The 22,589-nt window shown below is 38.2% G+C and carries 17 protein-coding genes; 11 read left to right on the top strand and 6 right to left on the bottom strand.

Annotation, left to right across the window (positions count from 1 at the left end; genetic code table 11):
- Nucleotides 1-84 precede the first annotated feature (84 nt).
- A complete protein-coding gene (glsA, locus tag H6F47_RS20195; protein WP_096571876.1) occupies nucleotides 85-1,044 on the bottom strand; it encodes a glutaminase A in 960 nt (319 codons plus the stop codon).
- Nucleotides 1,045-1,850: 806 nt separating this feature from the next.
- Here glsA and H6F47_RS20190 point away from each other — a divergent pair.
- The 3 genes from H6F47_RS20190 to H6F47_RS20180 all read left to right on the top strand — a co-directional run bounded on the left by H6F47_RS20190 (nucleotide 1,851) and on the right by H6F47_RS20180 (nucleotide 5,611).
- Complete coding sequence (locus tag H6F47_RS20190) at nucleotides 1,851-2,957, top strand: septal ring lytic transglycosylase RlpA family protein (RefSeq protein ID WP_096571875.1); 1,107 nt, start codon at nucleotides 1,851-1,853, stop codon at nucleotides 2,955-2,957.
- A 129-nt stretch (nucleotides 2,958-3,086) separates the two neighbouring features.
- A complete protein-coding gene (locus H6F47_RS20185) occupies nucleotides 3,087-4,706 on the top strand; it encodes a bifunctional pantoate--beta-alanine ligase/(d)CMP kinase (RefSeq protein WP_190650699.1) in 1,620 nt (539 codons plus the stop codon).
- 305 nt (nucleotides 4,707-5,011) lie between these two features.
- Nucleotides 5,012-5,611, top strand: coding sequence for a superoxide dismutase (locus H6F47_RS20180; protein WP_096571872.1), 600 nt, complete (start codon nucleotides 5,012-5,014; stop codon nucleotides 5,609-5,611).
- A 159-nt stretch (nucleotides 5,612-5,770) separates the two neighbouring features.
- On the opposite strand, the gene H6F47_RS20175 is transcribed toward H6F47_RS20180, so the two are convergent.
- A complete protein-coding gene (locus H6F47_RS20175) occupies nucleotides 5,771-5,908 on the bottom strand; it encodes a hypothetical protein (protein WP_162501890.1) in 138 nt (45 codons plus the stop codon).
- Between the two features lie 276 nt (nucleotides 5,909-6,184).
- Here H6F47_RS20175 and H6F47_RS20170 point away from each other — a divergent pair, with 276 nt between their 5' ends.
- Both H6F47_RS20170 and H6F47_RS20165 read left to right on the top strand, forming a co-directional pair.
- Complete coding sequence (locus H6F47_RS20170; RefSeq protein WP_190650697.1) at nucleotides 6,185-8,956, top strand: efflux RND transporter permease subunit; 2,772 nt, start codon at nucleotides 6,185-6,187, stop codon at nucleotides 8,954-8,956.
- Between the two features lie 566 nt (nucleotides 8,957-9,522).
- Nucleotides 9,523-12,969 carry a class I SAM-dependent DNA methyltransferase gene (locus H6F47_RS20165; RefSeq protein WP_190650695.1) on the top strand — a complete coding sequence of 1,149 codons (3,447 nt, stop codon included), beginning with the start codon at nucleotides 9,523-9,525 and terminating at the stop codon, nucleotides 12,967-12,969.
- A gap of 388 nt (nucleotides 12,970-13,357) precedes the next feature.
- On the opposite strand, the gene H6F47_RS20160 is transcribed toward H6F47_RS20165, so the two are convergent.
- A complete protein-coding gene (locus H6F47_RS20160; RefSeq protein ID WP_190346771.1) occupies nucleotides 13,358-14,005 on the bottom strand; it encodes an MAE_28990/MAE_18760 family HEPN-like nuclease in 648 nt (215 codons plus the stop codon).
- Nucleotides 14,002-15,111: a DUF262 domain-containing protein gene (locus H6F47_RS20155; RefSeq protein ID WP_190650693.1), complete on the bottom strand. Its 1,110-nt coding sequence runs from the start codon at nucleotides 15,109-15,111 to the stop codon at nucleotides 14,002-14,004. The genes H6F47_RS20160 and H6F47_RS20155 overlap by 4 nt, the downstream gene beginning before the upstream one ends.
- Before the next feature lie 155 nt (nucleotides 15,112-15,266).
- Between H6F47_RS20155 and hpnA the strand changes: the two genes are divergently transcribed.
- The 4 genes from hpnA to H6F47_RS20135 all read left to right on the top strand — a co-directional run bounded on the left by hpnA (nucleotide 15,267) and on the right by H6F47_RS20135 (nucleotide 18,496).
- A complete protein-coding gene (hpnA, locus tag H6F47_RS20150; RefSeq protein ID WP_190650690.1) occupies nucleotides 15,267-16,250 on the top strand; it encodes a hopanoid-associated sugar epimerase in 984 nt (327 codons plus the stop codon).
- Between the two features lie 67 nt (nucleotides 16,251-16,317).
- Nucleotides 16,318-17,334 (top strand): adenosyl-hopene transferase HpnH, encoded by a 1,017-nt coding sequence (gene hpnH / locus H6F47_RS20145; RefSeq protein WP_096571867.1) that lies wholly within the window; start codon nucleotides 16,318-16,320, stop codon nucleotides 17,332-17,334.
- A gap of 219 nt (nucleotides 17,335-17,553) precedes the next feature.
- Nucleotides 17,554-18,024: a DUF29 domain-containing protein gene (locus H6F47_RS20140; RefSeq protein WP_190650689.1), complete on the top strand. Its 471-nt coding sequence runs from the start codon at nucleotides 17,554-17,556 to the stop codon at nucleotides 18,022-18,024.
- 100 nt (nucleotides 18,025-18,124) lie between these two features.
- Nucleotides 18,125-18,496, top strand: a complete 372-nt coding sequence (locus H6F47_RS20135) for a DUF2237 domain-containing protein (RefSeq protein ID WP_190346768.1) — start codon at nucleotides 18,125-18,127, stop codon at nucleotides 18,494-18,496.
- 185 nt (nucleotides 18,497-18,681) lie between these two features.
- On the opposite strand, the gene crtO is transcribed toward H6F47_RS20135, so the two are convergent.
- Both crtO and H6F47_RS20125 read right to left on the bottom strand, forming a co-directional pair.
- Nucleotides 18,682-20,385, bottom strand: coding sequence for a beta-carotene ketolase CrtO (gene crtO, locus H6F47_RS20130; protein ID WP_190346804.1), 1,704 nt, complete (start codon nucleotides 20,383-20,385; stop codon nucleotides 18,682-18,684).
- A gap of 109 nt (nucleotides 20,386-20,494) precedes the next feature.
- Nucleotides 20,495-21,268, bottom strand: coding sequence for a DUF2993 domain-containing protein (locus tag H6F47_RS20125; protein ID WP_190650687.1), 774 nt, complete (start codon nucleotides 21,266-21,268; stop codon nucleotides 20,495-20,497).
- A 50-nt stretch (nucleotides 21,269-21,318) separates the two neighbouring features.
- Between H6F47_RS20125 and grpE the strand changes: the two genes are divergently transcribed.
- Complete coding sequence (gene grpE / locus H6F47_RS20120) at nucleotides 21,319-21,744, top strand: nucleotide exchange factor GrpE (protein WP_190650701.1); 426 nt, start codon at nucleotides 21,319-21,321, stop codon at nucleotides 21,742-21,744.
- A gap of 121 nt (nucleotides 21,745-21,865) precedes the next feature.
- Nucleotides 21,866-22,441, top strand: coding sequence for a signal peptidase I (lepB, locus tag H6F47_RS20115; RefSeq protein ID WP_096571861.1), 576 nt, complete (start codon nucleotides 21,866-21,868; stop codon nucleotides 22,439-22,441).
- Nucleotides 22,442-22,589: the final 148 nt, after the last annotated feature.

Raw genomic sequence — 22,589 nt, 5'->3', positions numbered from 1 at the left:
CCAGTCCCCAGTCCCCAGCGATGCACTGAGCTTGTCGAAGTGTCCCCAGTCCCCAGTCCCCAGTCCCCAGTCCCCAGTCCCTAATCACATTCCTTTACACTCAAACAAATGTAACCCCAAGCGTTGAGACAGTTCCTCACACACCTTCACCCCCCGCACACTGTTAGCACGCCCATCTAGCAGAGGTGAAAACACTCCAATTCCCATCTGACCAGGAACAACGGCGATAATTCCCCCAGAAACGCCGCTTTTCGCTGGAATTCCTACTTTATAAGCCCATTCACCCGCAAAGTTATACATCCCACAGGTATACATCACACTCAATATATCTTTGATATAACAACTGTCTACCGCTTTTTCCTTGGTAATCGGGTTCACTCCTTTATTAGCGAGAGTAGCAGCCATCACCGCCAAATCTCGACAATTTACCATCACAGAACATTGTTGAAAATATAAATCTAGTGCTTCTTCAATATTTTGGTCAATCATGCCAAAATTTAGCATAAGATGGGCAGTAGCGCGGTTGCGGTGTCCTGTACTGCGTTCGGAAGTAAATACCGAAATATCTACAAATACATCTCGTCCAATATAACGCCTATACATTTCTAATAAGCGATTAAGGCGTTCTGTCGCTCCATTACCTTTAATTAAACTGGTAGTGGCTATAGCTCCTGCGTTTACCATCGGGTTATAGGGTCGCTTTGATTGTTCATCAAGAATAATCGCGTTAAATGCGTCTCCAGTCGGTTCTACTCCTACCCTAGTTAACACATAATCCCGTCCATGATCTTCTAAAGCTTGTCCATAAATAAACACCTTGGAAATCGACTGGATAGTAAATAGCTGTTGATAATCACCAACTTCATAAATCTGACCATCTACAGTAGCAATACAGATGCTAAATAAGTTGGGGTTTACTTTTGCTAGTTCGGGAATGTAGTTTGCGACTGTACCCTCTTGCAGTGATTTGTACTGGGAATGCAAATCTTTGAGAACTTCTAAAAATGGTGATGAACCTGTTTCTCGATCTTGTGAGTTTGCCATAAGGCTGATAACTTGCAAATAAATATGATAGTTGATGGATTAGTTGTGTTTATCAGCTAAAAGTAGTTTTTTATACTTAAAAAAGTCTACTTTACAAACTGACAACCTTTTCTCTATTTTCCCATCATTACTTTTTTTTGATGAAACCAATGCTTATTACTAAAAATAGATAGTTGTCAACCTCAAAATTACTGAACAATCAATTTTAAAAAAATACTATATTTACCAATATTTTCAAATAGCCTTTGTATCATATTTTATTCGACTCTGAAAATAAAAAACGTATTTTTTTCAGAAAAATCATTGATTATTCATAGTTTTTTTGGTTCATTTCTTCAAATCGAGCAAATATCAATTATGAGTATAAATATTGATAATTAAAATATTAAGTTCTAATAAATACTAAAAATATTGAAAATTTGAGTTATATATGTTACTATGATTACAAAGCTGATATCAAACAATCAAGCTATTAAGAACTTAAGCGAAAATCAACTTCATATTTCATGTTCATAAAAAATTATTCATATCCCGAAAAAAAATGTTACAAATCCAAAAACCTGATTTGCAAAAGGTTTTGACTGATAAAACCCAATAAGAATTGAGGAAACCAGCGCAAGACTTACGCTAAAACCCTGATCCCCAAGCCCAAAAGTTCATGTTACTCTGTTGCAGTTATAAACAAAAAGTGAAAGCGGAACGAGTTCGAGTTTCAGGTTCATTCACCAACACAGGTGAAAAAGCCATGAACCACAAAACTCGAATTACAAAACTTTAAGTTCTAGAGTCGCTTTAAAATCGGACGCATGAATCAAAGACATTTGTGGACTACTGTCGCTGTGTTTCTGTCTGTTTTGGGTGTACCCGCAGTGGGTCGTACTCAAACCACCAAGGGAAACTCTCCAACTACCCAAGCATCTGCCGTAGCTGATGCAGTGAAAGTGGGAGAGTACCAGTCCCCGACACAGGAAAATACCTTAGATGCTGTGAACACACAAATTCATCCTCACAGCGTTGAAGGTCGTCAAGCGGCAACCCTTTACATCCGAAATATTCCCGTTCTTACCTTTCTGGGTTCTAACCCAGTCAAGAGTGCGGAAACAAAAGTGGGAACAATTGGGAATAGCCAAGGCGTTAAATCTTATATCCCTGCCGCCAGTAACTCAGCTAAGGTAGCCAGTGTAGGAAGTGTGATGGATGTGAGCAAATCTCCTAGCTCTATTATTGCCGATGACCCAGTACACAGAGCCAGTTTAGTAGCCTCCAAAATCAACCAGTTGATGCGGGAGGATGCAGACGCAAGCAAAATTATCGTCAGCTGGAAAACAGGGGAAAAATCTCCAGTGAATCATAATAAAGCCCAAGACAAAGGCTTCTCTGTTGAACAGCAACCTGATAGCTACACCATCAAAATCAACGGTAAAGAATTGGTGGAAATCAATGAATCCACCCAACTATCAGATACTACAAATAATCTAGCACAAGATGCATTACAAGCAACCAATCGCCTGCGGAGACTCATAGGCCAAGCATCTCCCATCAGCGAAATTGCCAACTTACCACCACGTACCACCATTTCCATGCCCAAGCTACCGCAACAAGTTGCCGGTCGCATCAAATTCAACTTCCAGGGTATAGCTTCTTGGTACGGTTATGATTGGGCAGGTAGGAAAACTGCCAACGGTGAGAGATATAATCCCGAAGGAATGACAGCAGCCCATCGTAGTTTACCTATGGGAACAAAAGTTCGTGTGACTAACACCCGGAATGGTAAGTCTGTAGTTGTGCGAATTAATGATCGTGGTCCATACATCGGTGGTCGAGTTATTGACCTTTCTCTGGGTGCAGCCCGGATATTAGGAATGATGAGCAGTGGACTTGCTCCCGTTCGTATTGAGGTGTTGGGAAGATAACACCCTTTCACAGTAAAAACTCTTTTTCGCTCTTCACTATTGTTTCATACCCCTAGTTCATTCATCTCTCACCCCAATTTTAGATATAAACTAACGGGGGAGAGGATAGAGAAGAACTAGGGGTATTTTGTGCGCTTGCTGACAACAGTTGCAGCTTTACGCTGCTATTTAAATCAACGTCGCAGGGAAAGTAATATTAAACTTTCAGACGAGCTATTATTTGATGATCAGACTACTTGGTATCCTACAAAAATTGGTTTAGTCCCCACTATGGGCGGACTGCATCAAGGTCATTTAAGCCTAATGCAACAAGCTAGGCAAGAAAATTCTACTGTGATTGTTAGTATTTTTGTCAATCCCCTACAATTTGGACCACATGAGGATTATCAACGCTATCCTCGGACTTTAGAGCAAGATCGAAAATTGTGTGAACAAGCGGGAGTTGATGCGATTTTTGCCCCTACTCCGGAAGAAATGGGAATTGCTCAGAAGAATATACAAGAAAATCAAGTGACACAAGTAATCCCTCCATCTGGTATGATAAGTAGCTTGTGTGGTAGATATCGGCCGGGTCATTTTCAAGGTGTGGCGACAATTGTCACCAAGCTTTTCAATTTGGTACAGCCTGATCGAGCTTACTTTGGTGAAAAAGATGGCCAGCAACTAGCAGTTATTAAACGTCTGGTGGCTGATTTAAATTTGCCAGTAGAAATTGTTGCTTGTCCAACGGTGCGGGAAGCGTCTGGCTTAGCTTTGAGTTCTCGTAATCAATATTTGACTGCAACGGAAAAAGATCAGGCAACAGTGTTATTTAAAGGCTTGCAGCAAGCTGAAGCGGCGTTTCGTGCTGGCGTTCGCAACAGCAGCCAGCTGATAGCATTGGTGTGGGAAGAAATCGCAAAAGTCAGCACTATCTATGTGGAATATATTGAATTGGTTGAACCGACTACATTGATGTTTCTAAGAAAAATTGAGGAGGAAGGAATGCTGGCGATCGCAGCCCGTCTAGGTTCTACACGTTTGATTGATAATACCATCTTGCGCGATGTCTACAACGGGCTACGCCAACCGATTATCGCCATTGATGGTCCTGCTGGTGCGGGTAAGTCTACCGTGGCTCGCCAAGTGGCAAACCAACTAGGGTTAGTTTATTTAGATACTGGTGCAATGTACCGTGCTATCACTTGGTTAGTGCTGGAAAACGGCATTGATATTGATGATGAATGCAGTATTGCTGAATTAGCCAACCAGTGTAAAATAGAACTTACTCCTAGTCAAAATATACAATTTCCCGTACAGGTATGGATTAATGGTATTGATGTCACTCAAGAAATTCGGAGCATTGAGGTGACATCAAAAGTATCAGCGATCGCCGCGCAAAATACAGTCCGCAAAGCCCTGGTTCAACAACAACAAAGCTGGGGGAAAAAGGGTGGTTTAGTAGCTGAAGGCCGAGACATTGGTACTCATGTTTTCCCAGATGCAGAAGTGAAAATCTTCTTAACTGCTTCTGTGAGTGAACGCGCCCGTCGTCGTCAGCAGGACTTTACAAAACAAGGGCAACCGGAAGTAAGTTTAGAACAACTCGAACGGGATATTGCCGAACGAGATTATAAAGATAGCACTCGCAAAATTTCCCCATTGCGGAAAGCCGCCGATGCAGTGGAAGTGGAAACCGATGGACTTACTCCTGGTGAGGTGGCAGCGCGAATTGTTAATTATTACCAGGATCGTTTGTCTCAACGATAATTACCGCAGAATTCAGGATTCAGGAGTTACAGGAGTTCAGGAGTTCACAATAATTTTTGATTTCCCAATCACCAATTACCAATTACCCATTACCCATTACCCATTACCAGCCCCAACTAGAGAACTAGAAATCTGGGTTATTACTAAAGTGCAGTGGTTTAAGGTTCACTTTGGTAGTAGAATAGCCATGTTAAGTTTTGTGTCCCAATATCAAGGATATAAAACTGACTCAATACAAAACCTGAAATTTTCTGGTTTTTGGCAATAGCTTTAACTGGAAAACAATAAAGAGAGGACTTGAAAACATGGCATTTACACAGCTTCCCCTACCCTACGACTTTAATGCTTTAGAGCAATATGGCATGAAAGGTGAAACCTTTGAGTATCACTATGGTAAGCATCACAAAGCTTATGTAGACAACCTCAATAAACTCACCGATGGTACAGAACTTGCTGATAAGTCCCTCGAAGAAGTAATTCAAATTTCCTTCAAAGATCCTGCCAAAGCTGGCATTTTCAACAACGCGGCTCAAGTTTGGAACCACACCTTCTTTTGGAACTCACTCACACCCGCAGGTGGTGGCGCTCCCACAGGTGAACTAGCCGAGAGAATTAATAAAGACTTTGGCAGCTTCGACAAATTCAAAGAAGAATTTTCTACTGCGGCTGCAACCCAGTTTGGTAGCGGTTGGGCTTGGTTAGTTGATGACGGTGGTACACTCAAAGTCATGAAAACACCCAACGCAGAAAACCCCCTAGCTCATGGTAAAAAGGCACTGCTCACCATCGACGTTTGGGAACACGCTTATTACATCGACTTCAGAAATGCACGTCCAGCATTCATCAAAAATTTCTTGGATAACTTGGTTAACTGGGAATTTGCTGCGTCAAATCTAGCTGCTTAATTAAGAATAAAGCTTTTAGGGAAAATCCCCATGCTTAACCAGCAGGGGATTTTTAATTTAATTTGCGCTCTCACACCCCCTGATTTCTCAAGGCTTTATTGCCAAATTTGACAGATGCGAGTTTAATGTGTTTATACCTGCTCCTCGTGTTCATGATCTCTAACTATTGGCGCAAGCAGAACCAGGACAACTACCAGAACAAGGAAGGCTACGGGGACAAGGAGGAATGAACATAAGAGGGTAAAAAAATTCCTCTTGTGCTGCTGCTGTAGCTGTTTTACCATCTTCACTTCCCATTCCTAATCCTTTCAAGTGATTCTGTGGATGTTGCTAGGAAACTGGAAGCCGTGTTGAGAAACTGTCCACATTGGTGATTGGGGACTGGGGACTTATAACTACAACTTTAGAAATATTCAACTTATTGAACATCAGCATTTTGATATAGGCGATCGCTCATATTCCCAGATCCAAAACACTGGGAATATAGCGATTTGCAAAACTGACTAAAAGGTGGACGGTTAATGTAGCATAACTAAATGATTGTGTCAGCCACGCGATAATCTAATTTCCAAGATGGTACAGACTAACTCAAAATCCGCACGCGAAATTTTTAATATATCCAGATGGGCAATTAAATTTTCGTGGTTGACGGTGTGTTTTTGGATCGGGGTGACAATAGCGGGTATTCTGGCTTTTAGTTCTCTCAAATACGCCCTATTCCCCGATATTACTTTTCCCGTGGTGGTGGTTAATGCTCAAGCACCCCTCACTTCGGCTTTAGAGACAGAAGAAAAGTTAACTAAACCAATAGAAGAAAGCCTCAAATCCTTGGAAGGTCTGGAAAATATCCGTTCTTCCAGCTATCCGGGGCAAACTGCTGTAAGCTTGTTGTTTGCAGTGGGTACAAATTTAGAAACTTCTACGGAAAATACTACAACTGCACTCAAGGATTTAAAACTGCCTGAAGGAGCTAATTATCAGATTATTCCTTTAAACCTGAATGAGTCATCAGTCATTAGTTATGCCATTGAAAGCGAGTCTGGCAGTTTGGATGATTTGCAAAAATTGGCAGATGAGAAAATTGTCCCTGCGATCGCCAAATTACCAGGAGTTCTCAAAGTCTCACTGCTAGGCACTCCACCAAAATCACCTCCTCTCAATCCTACCAATGCCACTGCGGCCTTACCTCAAGGGGGCGGAAATTTAGTCAGATTTAATGGTCAAGATGTACTAGCTTTTCAAGTCATTAAACGTGGTAATGCTAATACTTTAGAAGTTGTCAGTCGCGTAGAACAGGAAGTAGAAAACCTGCGCTCTACTTTCAAAGATGTCAAATTTACCCTAGCCGCTACCCAAGCAGAATATATCCGCAAAGCTACCCAGTCAACCATAGATGCGTTGATGGAAGCGATCATTTTAGCAATTGTCGTCATTTTCCCATTTTTATGGAGTTGGCGAGCAACTTTAATTTCTGCTTTAGCTATTCCCACATCTTTGTTAGCAACGTTTATTGTGATGGCCTTTTTCGGCTTTAACTTAGAAACAATTACGTTGTTAGCTTTGGCTTTGGTTATTGGTAGTGTGATTGATGATGCCATTATTGATGTGGAAAATATCTTACGGCATATTGAAGAAGGGCAAAGTCCCCGTGAAGCGGCACATTTAGCTACCGATGAAATTGGTTTAACGGTTGTTGCTACTACTGCTACAGCTATAGCTGTTTTCTTGCCTATTGGTTTGATGGGTGGAGTAGTTGGACAATTTTTCCAGCCTTTTGGAATTACGGTTTCTGCTGCTTATATTGCTTCTACATTGGTGGCGCGGACTTTATCACCAGTTTTATCTATTTATTGGCTCAAACCTGTTAAGAAAAGAGAATTGAACCACGAAGGGCGCAAAGAACAGGAAGGGAAGAAGGTTTCAGAGAGTTCTTGGGTGGGTTTAGCAAATATTGGGGTTTATTTTACTGAAGCTTATCGCAATTTATTAGCTTGGTCTTTGAATCACCGAAAAATAGTTATTGCTTTAGCTGTACTCAGTTTTGTTGCTGGAATTGCCCTAGTTCCTTTTATTCCCAAGGGTTTTATTCCTAAGTTAGATCGGGGTGAATTTAATATTACTTATACTGCTCCTTTGCCGAAAATCCCTGATTTAGAAGCTTTACAGCAGTTAAGAAGCAGGGGTGGTTCGACTTCGCTCACCAACCAGGTAGAAGACAGAAAGGAAATAACGTCCCAGTCCCCAGTCCCCATTCCTAACCCTCTCAATGACTCTTTAGAGGTGGCAAAAAAACTGGAAGCGGAGGTAAGAAAATACCCAGATGTGGAAACTGTGTTTACTACGGTTGGTTCTCGTGGAGGTGAACCAAATAAGGGTACTCTCTATGTCAAGTTGAAGGCAGACCGCACAATGAAAACCGCAGAATTACAAGATCAATTGCGGCAAAGTTTACCTCAACTTCCTGGTGTGTCTACCAGTGTGGAAGATATTCAATTTGTGGATACTGGTGGAGAAAAACCTTTACAAATAGCACTTCGTGGTAATGATCTGAAAACTTTGAATCAAGCGGCCAAGAAAATTAAAGATCGCATTACGAAAATTCCAGGATTTGCAGATGTTACAGTTACAGGTGAAACAAATAATTCAGATCAAGTTTTTCAGATTGAACGACTCAACCAACAACGGGTAGCTTATGTCAGTGCTAATTTGGGTCAGGATTTAACTTTGGGTAATGCTACAGATAAAATTGTGGCTGAAGCTCAAGATATTTTACCTGCTGATATTACTTTAGATTTAGGTGGAGATTCTGCTAAACAAAATGAGGTTTTTAGTAGTTTTATTTCCACTTTGATTTTATCGGCGTTGTGTATTATCGTTGTCTTGATTTTACTGTTTAGAAGTTGGGTAGATCCTTTAGTAATTGGTGCTTCTTTACCTTTAGCTGTGGTGGGAGCAATGTTAGCTTTACTCTTAACTAAGAGTGATTTTGGCATGATTTCTTTGATTGGTTTTGTGTTTTTACTAGGACTTGCTAATAAAAATGCGATTGTTTTGGTAGATTACATTAATCAATTACGTCTCTCAGGTTTGGAACGCACGGAAGCTATTCTTAAAGCTGGACCTGTGAGACTCAGACCGATTATGATGACTACTGTCTCTACTATTTTAGGGATGTTACCAATTGCTTTGGGTTTTGGTGCAGGTTCTGAGTTGCGATCGCCTATGGCCGTTGCTATTGCTGGTGGTTTAGTAACTTCTACTATTCTCAGTTTAATTGTTGTTCCTGTTGTCTATGCCATTTTAGATGATTGGTTTCCCAGAAAGAAGATGACAGTTGACAGGTGACAGGTGACAGTTGACAGTTGACAGTTGACAGTTGACAGAGTTAGATCCTCGATTTTTTCAAGAAGTCGGGGATCTAATTGATATGATTAGGGGATTTACAGGATGTTGGTTTGTGTTATAATTTTGTTGTCTGAATCAGGATGTCCAGGATTTTAGGATTTACAGGATTTTAGTTTTTTCAATTTCTTAGAACATCAAAAAAATTAAAAAAAATTAAATTTTGAAAAAAAAATTCGTTTTTTGGGGTTCACCCCGTTGACTTTTTTGTCTAGACTTGATATTTTAATAATGGGAATGTGTGTCTTACAAAAAATTTTGCTTATGCTCCATTATATTAATATGACTATCATACCACGTTTACCCCGACGGCAACACCTAAAAAAAAGATTTTTTGAAGAAAAACTTATTAATTTTTAATTTTCAATAATTCAAACTTATGAATTGGGTAAAACTTCAGTTTTTTTCTTTTACTACATCCTGAAAATCCTCAAATCCTGGATATCCTGATTCTGACAAAAATCCTGTAAAATCCTAATTCATAACAGTAATTAATATTCTAGACTACCATGAAAAGTGAAGATCATCAACGAGTAGAAATATTCCTCAAAAAGTGGAAAGGTTCACAGGGTAACGAGAGAGCAAATTATCAGGGTTTCTTTTTAGAACTTTGTGATGCTTTGGCGGTAGAACGTCCAGCACCTAAAGGAAGTATAACAGGCGATCGCTATTGTTTTGATAAAGACATCAAGATATTTAACAAAGATGGAGAAACTACCAACTTTGCAGACTTCTACAAAGAAGGACATTTTTTAATAGAAGCTAAACAAGGGGGAAATACAGCTAAACGGGGTACTGCTAAACGAGGGACAAAAACCTACGATATCGCCATGGAAAAAGCTTTTTATCAAGCTCAAAGTTATACACCTTTTCTACCAAGTAAACCTCCCTTTTTAATTACCTGTGATATTGGTTCACATTTTGAAATGTGGATGAGTTTTAGTGGTAACTATGGTGGTTATGGTGCGCGGGAAAAAATTGATCTTGATCAGCTTTTAGATGAAAAAGTATTTAATCGTTTCGTTGCGATATTTAATGATCCGCAAACTTTAAACCCGGAAAAATATCGAGCGCGGGTAACAAGAGAAGTTGCAGATACCTTAGCTAAATTAGCACGGTGGTTAGAAAAACAAGGACACCAACCCCAAGAAGTGGCTAATTTTCTCATGCGCTGCATTTTTACCATGTTTGCAGAAGATGTGAAATTGTTGAAAGGAGAAGTTTTCACTAAAGCATTAAAAGAACGCTGGTTAGTTGAACCGAAGACGTTTAAGACAGATATTGAAAGCCTTTGGGATATCATGAATACTGGGGGTAGATTTAACTTTGATGAAATTCCCCAATTTAATGGTAGTTTTTTTGCTGATGCGACAGCTTTTGATTTACCCAAAGAACAGTTAGAAGTGCTGTATGAAGCTGCAAATAAAGATTGGACAGAGGTAGAACCGGCGATTTTTGGCACATTATTAGAAAGAGCTTTAGATAGTAAAGAACGTAAAAGTTTAGGAGCGCATTACACACCCCGATCCTATGTTGAGCGGTTGGTGCGTCCCGTAGTTATAGAACCTTTACGGGAGGAATGGTTATTAGTTGAATCGGAAGTTGATCGATTTTTAACTCTGAAAGAAAAACAGCAAAAACCGACAAAAGCACAAATAGAAAAAGCTGAAAATGAGATTCGGGCATTTTTAGAGAAATTACAACAAATTCGCATTCTTGATCCTGCTTGTGGTTCGGGTAATTTTTTGTATGTGACTTTAGACTTGCTGAAAACATTGGAACAGGAAGTACAAATGCGCTTGCTGGATGTTTTGGGGAAGGTGACAACGAATTTATTAGAAGAATTTGATCCGCGTTTAGCAGGAAGAAAACAGGTAAACCCATCGCAATTTTTAGGGATTGAAATTAATCCTAGAGCGGCCGCTATTGCAGAGTTAGTAATTTGGATTGGTTATTTACAATGGCATTTTAAACGCTATGGAAGTACACCACCACCAGAACCGATTTTACAGGATTTTCATAATATTGAATTTCGTGATGCGGTGTTAGATTATGATGGGAGGGAATTAGATATTGATGCTAAAACGGGTCAGGTGAAAACTCGCTGGGGTGGAAAAATGATCAAGCATCCTGTGACGGGTGAAGATGTTCCAGATGCGAGTGATCAAATTCCTATTTATCGTTATCTTAATCCTCGTCCTGCTATATGGCCAGATGCAGATTATATTGTTTCTAATCCTCCTTTTATTGGAAAATTATATATGATTGAAAATTTAGGTGAAGGGTATGTAAAAACTATGCGTAATACGTATAAAAATGAAGTTCCTGATAGCTGTGATTATGTAATGTATTGGTGGTATAAGGCTGCAAAATTAACCGCTACACAAAAAATTAACCGATTTGGTTTTGTTACCACTAATAGTATTACACAAACATTCAATCGGAGAGTAATTAGTGATGCTCTTATGTCAACACAACCAATTCATTTAATATTTGCAATTCCAGATCATCCTTGGGTTGATACTAAAGATTCTGCATCTGTAAGAATTGCAATGACATCAGGAGCTTCAGGAAATGGAATTGGAAAACTATCTTTAGTAACACTGGAGAAAATTAACTCTATAGATGGAATAGCTGAAATTGAAACTATTACCAGTCATGGTCTAATTCAAGCGGATATCAGAATAGGTACAGATATTGTTGGAGCTTTATCATTAAAATCTAACTATGGTCTTGCTGGGATGGGTGTAATGTTAGGAAATAGGGGTTTTTTAATTGATGATAATTCTGAATTAGAGAAACATTACCCTTGTACACGCCCTATAATTAATGGAAATGATGTGCTAAAAACACCTCGAAATTTACAAGTAATAGACTTTTTTGAACTAAGTTTATCTGAAGCACAAAATCAAGACCCTAAAGCTTTTGAACAAGTATTGTTAAAAGTTAAACCAGAACGAGATACAAATAATCGTAAAACGAGAAAAGATAACTGGTGGTTGTTTGGGGAAAATATGCCTAAAACTCGTCAAGCTATAGCAGGTTTAGACCGTTATATTGTAACAGTAGAAACTTCAAAACATCGTGTTTTTATTTTTGTAGATAGTCAGGTTTTAGCAGAACATAAGTTAGTTGTCATTGGATTAAGTGATGCTTATTATTTGGGTGTTTTATCTAGCTATATTCATGTAGTTTGGACTTTAGCTTCTGGTTCTCAGCGTGGAGTGACTCCTGTATATCCAAAATCTATTTGCTTTGATAAATTCCCTTTTCCAAATCCTACACCAGAACAAAAACAGAAAATTCGAGAATTAGGAGAAAGATTAGACTCCCATCGTAAACGAGTACAAACACAACATCCCGAAATCACAATTACAGGAATGTATAACCTCCTAGAAAAACTCCGCAAAGGTGAAACATTTACCGACGCAGATAAAACATATAATAATAAAGCCTTAGTTTCCACCCTCAAACAAATTCATGATGAATTAGATAACGCTGTTCTTGATGCTTATGAATGGCAAGATTTAAAAGATAATCAAAAAACAAAAGCAGAAATTGAAGAAATTATCTTAGAACGCTTAGTTACTCTCAATGCTGAACGTGCAGAAGAAGAACGTAACGGTATAGTTCGCTGGTTGCGTCCCGAATATCAAGCACCAAACGAAGTTACTCAAAAAGTGCTAACGGAAGTAATGGAAACAGAAGCAACCGTTATTATTCCCAGCGAACAAAAAACTTTTCCCAAACAACCAAAAGAGCAACTTGCAGCTATCCGCTACTTACTCCGCACCAATACCAGCGAGTGGACAGTGGATCAAATTGCTGCTCAATTCAAAAATGGTAGATGGAACAAAAATGCGATCGCTGAAAATGTCGAAAGATTAGAATGGTTTGGAATTTTAATCTGTCGAGAAACCGGAGCAACCAAACGCTGGCAATATGTGGAAATATAGTAAAATGTCTGAATCAGGATTGACAGAATGTTTGTTTGTGTTATAATTTTTTTGTTAGAATCAAGATGTCCAGGATTTTAGGATTTACAGGATTTTAGTCGTTTCAATTTCTTAGGACATCAAAAAATTAAAAAAAAATTTAATTTTGAAAAAAAATTCGTTTTTTTGGGGTCTAACCCCGTTGACTTTTTCGCCTAGAACTGATATTCTGATAATGGGAATGTGTGCCTTCAAAAAAATTTTGCTTACACTCCATTATATTAATATGACTATCATACCACGCTGACAGCGACCTGAACCCTGAAAAAACAAAATTTTTTTTGAAAAAACTTATTAAAAAAAGTTATTTAATAAATAAATCTTATTGATTATGGAAAATATTCGGAACTTATTTGTTCAACATAAAATCTTTATTAACAGCAGCATTTTGTATCTGATTGCTAAACATATCTAACATTGCGATAATTTCCGTATGTAATTCTATGTATTTTTCTCTACTAACCAGTAAATCGTTACCGTGAGCTATTTCATTTCTAGATTTTAAGAGGCTTTCATCTATTAATTTTGACTTAGTAGAATATAATGAAAAATCTAATCCTAAAATATCAGTGATGTCCTTCAAAACTTGAGAAGAAAGATTGGAAGCTGTAGATATTGCTTTTTTGGGTAAAGAACATCTCGTATTTAATTGGGAAAGAAAAAAGTCACAAACAGGGATATATAATGATGGTTTATTGGTGTCTTTGGCATCTTTGAGTTTTTCTTTCATTGCTAAAGCTAGAAAATTACTAGCAAGCTGATCATAACGAAGTCTTTGCATATCAACATATTCCAGATAAGAATTAGCTGCTAATTTAACAAAACCCTCCCAATGAGCATATAAAATACATATTCCACTGCGAATACATACATTATGCCTTTGAGGAGAAACATTTTTTAATTCTATTAAGGATTTTATTTCTGACAGTTCCTTTTTTCTCCAAGCAAGATCAGTTGCAAGGATATCACTTAGTTTTTCAGCAGTGCGGATGCTCATGAGGGAGAAAATACTCCTCTACCCAGTGGAATAAGATAGGGTAAACGTCTTACAGCATTCACACCTGCACCAGACCACTTTTGATAAGTTGGATCTGACCAAATAGTTTTTATTAACTCTGATATTTTATTTATTGGAGGCAGATTTTGATAATTGTGTCCAATTCCTAATGCTACTACCTCAAATGCGGATAATAGAAACCCGCCAAGAAATCTATCTTGTTCAGATTTATATCTTTTGAAACTATTATCTCCTGTAGTTTGATTCAGGACATCAAATGTTGTCTTGAATGCCATTTCTATCTGGCTATAATCTAATTCTTGCTCAAGAGCCATTTTACGCATTTCTTCTGTTAGAAAAAAACTAACATCGTCACCCAATTTTCTAATATCTTCCTCCGCCTTATCAAATAGAAGAATAAACCGCAATACTAACTCCATGTCATACTGTTCTTCATAAAGCCTATCACTCAAGGCTATACAATTTTTGAATGGTTCATAATTTGCCAGTGTTCGCATTAATTCATGGAGTTTTTTATTTAGCATCAACAGGATACAATTTCTCATTTCTTGAGGTGTAGCAATTGTTCCTCCTGTATTAAGTCGCTGAAATAGCTCATATTTAATGATCGCATCACTTTCTTTTTCAACAATATTTACTCCTATTTTTGCTCGCTTAATTAATAAACGTTGTGTTTGAGTTAAGGAGTTTTCAGGATCATTAGGATCATCCCACTTTTTACCTGCTAAGGAAGGTAAGTATGTAGTTTTTTGCAAAGCTACTGGATGTGTATTTTCTTCTTGATTATCTTTTTTTAAAAGACCTGTAAATTCATATATAGTGGATAGTCTTTGAACACCATCTACAACGTCCCAAACACCATCATTTCTTTGACTAACAAAAATGGGAGGAATTGGTATGCCTAACAGAATTGATTCTATAAAAGCAGATTTTTGATGTTCTGACCAGCGAAAAACTCTTTGAAACTCTGGGTTAATATCAATCTCATTACTCTGATAAAGACTCATCCACTCTCCAATTGACATTGAGTAGCCATCAGTTTTAATTTCTTGCCTAGTTTTGTCAATTTCTTCTTGTAGGGGCATAATTACAAGTAATATAAACGTTTGTGTATATAACTATCTTGCTTGGATAATTATACTTAACATAATATCATTAAACAAAGATGAAAAACAAAAAATCTGAGCTAAGTTACCCAGATACATAGATAATAACATATTGAGGAGTGAGAGGTTATTAAATGCGGGCTTTTGTAACTGGTGGTACAGGTTTTGTAGGTTCTCATGTAGTGCGATCGCTATTAGAATCAGGATACAAAGTTACGGCTTTAGTACGTCGAAGTAGTAACCTGGGAAATTTACGGAGTTTAGAAATAGATATTGTCAAAAGTGATTTAAATGATCCCAATATCTGGAAACAGATGCAAGGTTGTAATTATCTGTTTCATGTAGCTGCCCATTATTCCCTGTGGCAAAAAGACCGCGATTTACTGTATCGTCATAATGTGGAAGGTACAAGGAATATTTTAGCAGCAGCGCAAAAAGCGGGAATTGAACGCACAGTTTATACCAGTTCCGTCGCAGCTATTGGAGTAGGAAAATCGGGTAAAGTTGTGGATGAAAACCATCAGAGTCCAGTAGAGAAGTTAGTGGGAGACTATAAAAAGTCTAAATTCCTAGCTGAACAAGCCGCAAAAGAAGCAGCAAAACAAGGTCAAGATATAGTGATAGTTAATCCTAGCAGTCCTATAGGACCATTGGATATTAAACCCACACCCACCGGAGATATTATTCTGCGGTTTTTGCGACGACAAATGCCGGCTTATGTGGATACTGGTTTGAACTTTATTGATGTGCGAGATGTAGCTAAGGGACATTTACTAGCTTTAGAAAAAGGAAAAACAGGCGATCGCTATATTTTAGGAAATCACAATCTGAGTCTCAAACAACTGCTAGAAATACTATCCGAAATTACAGGATTGAAAGCACCGCAAGTATCAGTTCCCGCTTTTTTACCATTGAGTGTTGCTTGGATAGAAGAGAAAATTCTTGCACCTATGGGAAAAACCCCCACAGTTCCTATAGATGGTGTTCGCATGGCACAGCAACCAATGTATTATGATGCTTCCAAGGCCATCCGCGAACTTAGTCTACCTCAGTCTTCTCTGAAGGTAGCACTCAAGGACGCTGTTGATTGGTTTGTTGCTAATGGTTATGTCAAATAAGTTCGTAGTCAGCACTTAAGTGCTGACTACAAACGATGTGGTGTTATCAAGAGAGGAGAATAGTTAAATGGCGATTAATGTACAACAAGCTATAGACATCGGTAAATATTTAGTTAAACAACGTCTGTTAGGACGTAAACGCTTCCCTCTGGTTTTAATGTTAGAACCTTTATTTAGATGTAACTTAGCTTGTTCTGGTTGTGGAAAAATCCAACATCCTACAGAAGTTCTCAAACAAAATCTGACCCCAGAACAATGTTTTGCAGCTGTAGAAGAATGTGGCGCACCTGTGGTTTCTATTCCTGGAGGAGAACCATTATTACATCCACAAATTGATGAAATTGTTAAAGGTTTAGTAGAACGCAAGAAATATGTTTACTTGTGTACCAATGGTTTGTTGTTAGAAAAGAGTCTCCATAAATTTCAACCTTCTCCTTATCTAACTTTCAGTGTTCATCTTGATGGAATGCGGGAATGGCATGATAAATGTGTAGACAGAAAAGGCGTTTTTGATGTTGCTGTGCAAGCGATCCGCGCTGCTAAATCTAAAGGTTTTCGTGTTACTACAAACTCGACTATTTTTGAAGGTTGTGATGTCAAAGAAATGCAGGAATTTTTTGATTTTCTCGATACTTTAAAAGTTGATGGAATGATGATTTCCCCTGGTTACAGTTATGAATGGGCACCAGATCAAGATCATTTTCTGCAAAAAGAACAAACCCGCGCTTTATTTAGAGAAATTCTTGCACCTTACACATCTGGGAAGAAAAACTGGAACTTTAATCACAACCCATTATTTTTAGATTTTCTCATTGGAGAAAAAGACTATGAATGTACTCCTTGGGGTAGTCCTAGTTATAGTGTTTTGGGTTGGCAAAAACCTTGTTATTTGTTGAATGAAGGTTATTATCAAACTTTCCAAGAATTGTTAGATGAGACTGATTGGAGTAAGTACGGACGCGCTAGTGGTAATCCTAAATGTGCTGATTGTATGGTGCATTGTGGTTATGAACCAACCGCAGCGATGGATGCGATGCAACCGCAAAATATAGCTCGTTCTTTGACTACTGTTTTTGGTAGATGATAAGTTGAGAATGTCAGAATCAGGATGAACAAGATTATAGGATTTACAGGATGAAGGATGAATTTATTAATACTGAATCTTGTTAATCTGAAAAAATAGTCAATCCTGATTTTGACAATAGAAATTTTATGAATCAGTTTATGAATCAGGATTAGGAGCATTAAAGGAGCAATATGATAAAATAAGAAAGGATGCACAGGATGAAAAAACAGGAATACCATGAAGACCCAAGAACTCCAAATTTTACAAACTCTTTATGGACAAGATTTTTTTGCTTGGGTAGAACAGACCGCAGAAATTTTGCGATCGCAACAGTGGGACGAATTAGATTTAGAAAATTTAATTGAGGAAGTGGTAGATTTGGGTAAGAGTCAACAGCGAGCGTTACAGAGTGCTTTAAGGTTGGTGTTATCACACCTGCTAAAGTGGAAATATCAGCCTGAACGTCGTAGTAAAAATTGGCAAGTAACCATTACCCGTGAACGATTGAATTTAGATGAATTATTGGCAGAAAGTCCCAGTTTACGACGCTTTTTAACTGATGATGAATGGATAAACGCTACTTATCAAAGAGCGCGAAAAGAGGCAATGGTGGAAACTGGTTTATCAGAGGAGAAATTTGCGATCGCTTGTCCTTTTGCTCTCAATCAAATTTTAGACCTAGACTTTTATCCTCACTCTGACGAATAATTACTTAAAAAATCAGTTACATATATAAAATATCCGCTGCTGATTATTATTTGTAGAATATATGTACATATATATCTGAAAACCTACACAATCTCCAAAAATGACAGAAGCTAAAAACGTACTCGGTACAAAATTAGAACTTTGCTGCACATCTCCCATGACTGGATATTACCGCGATGGTTTTTGTAACACAGGAGGGCAAGATTTTGGGATGCACGTTGTTTGCGCTCAAGTAACAGCAGAATTTTTAGAATATACAAAATCCCAAGGCAATGATTTAAGCACACCTGTACCCTATTTTAATTTTCCTGGTTTAAAACCTGGAGATTGTTGGTGTTTATGTGCTGCCAGATGGCAAGAAGCTTTAGAAGCGGGTGTTGCACCTCCTGTTGTTTTGGAAGCTACCCACTCTAGAGCTTTGGAAGTTTGTAATTTAGAAGATTTACAAAAGCATGGGGTAATTCGTAATTAGCTTTTTTTCCATTCAATAGATATAGATCCCCAACCTCTTTGATCTTTGAAAAGTCGGGGATCAGGTTATTATTTAATTAGGGCTTGCTGAATAAATGTAAAACCTAGATAGGGTTTGCTGATAGCGTAGCGTGGTGTTAGCCATACTCCTGGCCACTCAGAGATAACTTTTTCAGCAAACCCTACTTAACTAATACCAAATACAGAACCAACGGTAGACTTAATTGAATTTCCAGCATCCTTTAAAGTCTGAGTAATTGGGTGTTTAGACTGCAAAAATACTCTCGCACAATTACGTCCTGGCATTCCTGAAATTGAACCACCGGGATGAGTACCTGCACCTGTTAAAAACAGGTTATCAATGGGGGTTTTATAATTTGCTAATTCTGGTAAAGGTCTAAAAAATACCATTTGATCTAATGTCATATCAATATGGTAATAATTGCCTTTATAAGCCCCTAATCTTTCTCCTAATTCTGCTGGACTTTCTACCCTTCTAGCGATAGTTGCATTTTTCACATTGGGAGCGTAAGTTGCTAGTTTATCAACTACTTTATCTGCAACTTTATTTTTCAATTCATCAGTCCAACCTGTACCTTTTAAACCTGTACCTTCTGCTCCAGAAATTTGATAAGGGGCAAAAAATTCAATCCAAACTGTATGTTTTCCTGGTGGTGCTAAAGTCGGATCAAGAAAGCTAGGCATCACTAAATACATTGAGGGATCACTATCAGGAATTTCTCCGATTGTACATTTACTATGCGCCTGTTCTACATGATTCATGGAATCTGCAATTAAAATTGAACCAATGAGATATTCGTCTTTATGTTCATGGTAAGGAAAACGCAAGGGTTCATCTAATGCTAAATCTATCTTTAAGATAGTTTCATTATTATTAACTATGCGCCTTTCTAATCTGTCTCGTAATTCTGGATCAGCATCATCTACTTCTTGAGCATCTATCAATTGTAAAAATAATCTTTTGGCATCAATATTAGAAATTACTCCATATTTTGCCCGATATTCTTCACCATTGGCAACCCGTACACCTACGGCTTTACCATCATCAATTAAGACTTTTTCTACTTGCTGATCTGTGAGAATTTCGCCGCCTTTTGCTGTTACCAAATTCACTAATGCTTTGACTAATGCACCTGTTCCTCCACGGGGTCTAGTCATTCCTGGATGATGACGCATAGACATCATCATTACACCTATGGCCAGGTTTTTCTGTGATGGTGGCGCTCCTAGTTCTGATGCTAGTCTAGAAAGTGGTGCTTTGAGAAATTCTTCATCAAACCATTCATTTAAAATATCTTCTGCACTGGTGAGCATTGTTCGCACAAAATCTAAACTTTTTTGGGTAGAACCAATGACAGAAAATAAATCTTTGAATTTTTGCAGGTTGTAGTTACCGAATATATCTATAATTGATTTGGGTGGAGCGTTGAACATGGGCATCATGGCGTTAATTGCCCGTTGCCAATAATGTGTAAACTCGGCATATTTTTTAGCATCTCTTTCATTATACCTGGCTATTTCTGCACAGGTTTTTTCTAATGATTTATGGGCTAAAAAATATTTCCCATCGGGATGGGGACAAAAAACAACTGGGTCACATTCTAAATATTCTAATCCATATTTTTCTAGTTCTAATTCCTGAACAACTGGACCGAGATGAATAAATTCATGGTCAATAGCACAGAGGTTAAATTTAAACCCTGGTGCTTTGTCTGGGATACATTCTTCTGTTGTGGCCGCACCACCGGGAACAGAACGTTTTTCTAGTAGCAGGACGCTATAACCTGCTTTGAGTAAATAAGCAGCACACACTAAACCATTGTGTCCTGCGCCAATAATTACAACATCATATTCTTTCATGTTTTTTATTTGATCATAAACTTCTATAAGGAGTCAGGAGTCGTAGGGGCGAAGTAGGGGCGTTTTGTAGGATTCTGTATTTTGAATCCTCACTGGGAATATAAGATTGCTGTGCAACTTAATTAAGATTTTGTAAGGTTTCTTCTGAAGGAAGTTGTTTAACATGGGCTGCGAGCATGAGTATTAATTGACCCTTTTTGACTTGCATATCTCTAATATAAAATATCATATCTTCCCATTCAAAGTATGGTAAATTGAGAATTTCTTTAACTTTTTGCATGGCTGCGGTAATTAATTCTATTCTAATTCCTTCACCTTGGGTACAACGAAAACTCTCTAACATGGCAGGTTTTGTTTGGGTGCGGGGATGAGCTATAGCATGATATCCTAAAATGTGACTGTTTCCCTGTTCTTTGAGCCAAATTTTACCTTGAAATTCTAAGGTCTCATCAGCAGATAGAAAAACCTGCATTTCTTGGGGTTCAAATTTGACAATTTTTCCATCTACATCTAGCTGGAATTTTTGCACTAAGCTGCGAATTATTTCTGAAGTTAAAGCTAAGTTAATATCAGTTTCTTCCATGACAACATGGGCGATCGCATTTACTGGTTCATTAAGTTTAATCTGCCCAAATATGGCACTAAAAGGATTGACAGCAATGCTATCTGTTTGCAGTTTAATTTCTTGAACACGGATTTTTTCCCTAATCACTAATCCTTGACCAGCTATAGCAACCCCGTCTACTTTTCCCTGAATTATTTTACCAATATCTGTTTGTATGTCTACATCTATTTTTTCTGATTCATCTAATTCTTCAGTTAATCTGCTTTGGGCTGCCTGAGCTAATAATTTTTCTTCAAACTTTTTTTGTACAAACGGCTGTTCAGGCATAAAAATTTTTATTCTCACAATGTGTTATTACTGGCTAATCTAGCCTCTGAATCATCAAAATAGTATCTATAGTCAGACATAAACTCATTAGTAGATTTAATCAAGGAGTCAGGAGTCAGGAGTGGGGGTTTAGCACTGCTAAACCCTATCCGGTAGATGTTATTGCTAAAGCACTGAGAGCTTTATTAGATTATCTGGAAAATAACCCTAACCCCAGTCCAGAATTTATTGAACGCTTACCCCGTTCTGTTTCCGCAGTTAATCGTAAATTTCTCAGCGTATTAGGAAAACGTCAACTTATACCTATAGAATTAGAAAGTCAAGAACCAGATTTTAACCTATGTCGTGTAGTAGATCGAGAAGAAAGAACTGATGTCCCAGACCAAACAATTACAAAAATAGTCCGTCGTGGTTTTCGTTGGGGTGAAAAAATTATCCGTCCGAAAGAAGTAATTACGGCGAAGCCTGTCGTCTAATGGCGAGTCTGCGAATGTAGAATCCCCTCGCCTTTAGGCAGGGGAGTGTCAATGGTATGGGTTCGTACAGAACCAAAATTACTAATAATTATACCTTGAGAGTCACAATCATCAAAATACTATGAAGCCGCAAGAAAGTAATATTACAGAAACTTCCACATCTGCAAAAACATGGCGTGGTTGGCAAGAAAACCTGACTTTAATAGCGATCGCACTAACTTTAGCATTACTAATCAGGACATTTATCGCCGAACCCCGATTAATACCATCAGAATCAATGTACCCCACCTTACACATAGGCGATCGCTTAGTAGTGGAAAAAGTATCTTACCGTTTTCATCCTCCCGAAACAGGCGATATTGTCGTTTTTCAAACACCACCAGAATTACAACGTCGTGGATATGACAAAAACCAAGCCTTTATCAAGCGTATTATTGGTAGGCCAGGAGAGGTAATTAGTGTAGCGAATGGTAAAGTTTACCTCAACGGTCAGCCTTTACAAGAAGATTACATTGCCGAACCACCAAATCAGCCATTTCCAACCGTAAAAATCCCAGAAGATGAATTTTTCGTGATGGGAGACAACCGCAACGATAGTAATGACTCCCGATACTGGGGCTTTTTACCTCAGCAAAATCTCATTGGCCGTGCTACCTTTCGCTTCTGGCCTTTAGACCGTATCGGGTTAATTTTGTGACTGGGGACTGGGGACTGGGGACTGGGGACTGGGGACTGGGGACTGGTGACTGGTGACTGGTGACTGGGGACTGGGGAAGAAAATTTTAGATTTTAGATTTTAGATTTTAGATTGGAGATCACAAAAACAATCCAAAATCCAAAATCCA

Origin of the sequence: Sphaerospermopsis sp. FACHB-1094, assembly GCF_014696195.1 — a bacterium.
GTDB classification, from domain to species: domain Bacteria; phylum Cyanobacteriota; class Cyanobacteriia; order Cyanobacteriales; family Nostocaceae; genus Sphaerospermopsis; species Sphaerospermopsis kisseleviana.
This window is presented reverse-complemented; position numbering and strand designations above follow the sequence as displayed.

Coding starts and splice junctions, on each gene's coding strand:
- glsA (WP_096571876.1), bottom strand. CDS start 1,044: ATGGCAAACTCACAAGATCGAGAAACAGGTTCATCACCATTTTTAGAA.
- H6F47_RS20190 (WP_096571875.1), top strand. CDS start 1,851: ATGAATCAAAGACATTTGTGGACTACTGTCGCTGTGTTTCTGTCTGTT.
- H6F47_RS20180 (WP_096571872.1), top strand. CDS start 5,012: ATGGCATTTACACAGCTTCCCCTACCCTACGACTTTAATGCTTTAGAG.
- H6F47_RS20175 (WP_162501890.1), bottom strand. CDS start 5,908: ATGGGAAGTGAAGATGGTAAAACAGCTACAGCAGCAGCACAAGAGGAA.
- H6F47_RS20170 (WP_190650697.1), top strand. CDS start 6,185: ATGGTACAGACTAACTCAAAATCCGCACGCGAAATTTTTAATATATCC.
- H6F47_RS20165 (WP_190650695.1), top strand. CDS start 9,523: ATGAAAAGTGAAGATCATCAACGAGTAGAAATATTCCTCAAAAAGTGG.
- H6F47_RS20160 (WP_190346771.1), bottom strand. CDS start 14,005: ATGAGCATCCGCACTGCTGAAAAACTAAGTGATATCCTTGCAACTGAT.
- H6F47_RS20155 (WP_190650693.1), bottom strand. CDS start 15,111: ATGCCCCTACAAGAAGAAATTGACAAAACTAGGCAAGAAATTAAAACT.
- hpnA (WP_190650690.1), top strand. CDS start 15,267: ATGCGGGCTTTTGTAACTGGTGGTACAGGTTTTGTAGGTTCTCATGTA.
- hpnH (WP_096571867.1), top strand. CDS start 16,318: ATGGCGATTAATGTACAACAAGCTATAGACATCGGTAAATATTTAGTT.
- H6F47_RS20140 (WP_190650689.1), top strand. CDS start 17,554: ATGAAGACCCAAGAACTCCAAATTTTACAAACTCTTTATGGACAAGAT.
- H6F47_RS20135 (WP_190346768.1), top strand. CDS start 18,125: ATGACAGAAGCTAAAAACGTACTCGGTACAAAATTAGAACTTTGCTGC.
- H6F47_RS20125 (WP_190650687.1), bottom strand. CDS start 21,268: ATGCCTGAACAGCCGTTTGTACAAAAAAAGTTTGAAGAAAAATTATTA.
- lepB (WP_096571861.1), top strand. CDS start 21,866: ATGAAGCCGCAAGAAAGTAATATTACAGAAACTTCCACATCTGCAAAA.